General features: G+C 38.9%; 1 protein-coding gene. It reads left to right on the top strand.

Annotated features, from left to right (window positions below; genetic code table 11):
• The coding region (locus CQ058_RS31305; RefSeq protein ID WP_105590275.1) for a M60 family metallopeptidase at positions 1 to 1,346 on the top strand (1,346 nt) is incomplete at its 5' end.
• Positions 1,347 to 1,369 lie beyond the last annotated feature (23 nt).

Here is a 1,369-nt window from a genome sequence, read left to right as displayed (position 1 = left end):
CATCTGCTGTTTTGACAACGACATTATTTACATCTATGACTGTAAATAGTTTGAACATTCATGCTGAAACAACACAAACCCAGGCACAATATGAAGAGAGAAAGTTTGAACTTCCAAGTACAGGACATTATATGGGTGAAGCAGCAAGAGAAAGAAGAAGTGAGCAACGAAACTATGTGCCAACAGGAATTTATGTAAAATCGAATGAGCAAGTCACAATTGAAGTATCGGGACTATCAGGATTAGAAAAGCTTGGAGCAACTATTGGGACAAATGAATATGATAAAGAAGGGGGAAAAGCATTTCGTCTTTCTCCTGGTTCTAACACCATATCCTCTCCAAACGGTGGTTTATTAGGGTTTGATAACTCTGAAGGGAAAGGAACTGTTAAGGTGAAAGTAACACAAGGCGGGAGCCCTGTTCCATTCTTTGAATTAGGGAAGCATACGAAAGAGGACTGGATTGCTATGATGGACAAGTATCCAGATGCGCATGCTGTTCAATTAAAGTCAAAGAAAGCAGTACTTACTGTTACTCGTGATAGTGCCAAGAAATATATTGTGGATCAAGATCCTGTTCCCCTATTAGAAAAATACGATGAAATGATTCGAGCGCAAGATAAAATATCGGGACTTTCTGAAACAAGTTCTAATCCGTTACATCGTTCAACTCGCCGTCTTTGGGCTTTTGTAGAGAACCCTAACAACCCACCGGGCATGTACATGTATGCAGGTCGGGATGGAGTCGTATTTACTACTGCTTATGACGCAATTAAAAGTGCTTTAAATGTAAATGAATTTGGATGGGGACAAATGCATGAAGCAGGACACACAAGGCAACAAAACCCTTGGACGTGGGCTTCGAATGGAATGACTGAAGTCACTGTTAATATATATTCCTTAGCTGCACAAAAACAATTATTCCCGAATCAACCAACGCGTTTAGAAAAAGAAGGGGACTACGATAGAGCCTTTGCATACTTAAAACAAGCAGATAAAGAGTATAAAGCTATTGATGACTTGTTTGTGAAACTTGTTATGTTTTGGCAACTTCATTTAGCATATGGGGAAGATTTTTATCCGAACCTTCACAAACTATATCGAGAGTTACCAAAGGATACACTTCCAGAAACTGATGAAGATGAAATACAAGCATTTATTTTCAATACATCGAAAGTAGCGAAACAAAATGTACTTCCATTTTTTGATCAATGGGGACTGAAAGCATCACAAGAAACGAGAAAAAAAGTAGAAGCATTGAACTATCCAACATTAACTGCCCCTATATGGGAAGCGACGGATGCGAAACTTGTTAAACCAATTGCCGCGTATGGTCCAAGAAAATAATGAAAGCAAGTGTGTGATCTAGC

It is taken from the genome of Bacillus sp. MYb56, from assembly GCF_002976445.1.
Lineage (GTDB): Bacteria > Bacillota > Bacilli > Bacillales > Bacillaceae_G > Bacillus_A > Bacillus_A mycoides.
The sequence above is the reverse complement of the archived record's forward strand: the minus strand, read 5'-3'. Positions and strand labels throughout refer to the sequence as shown.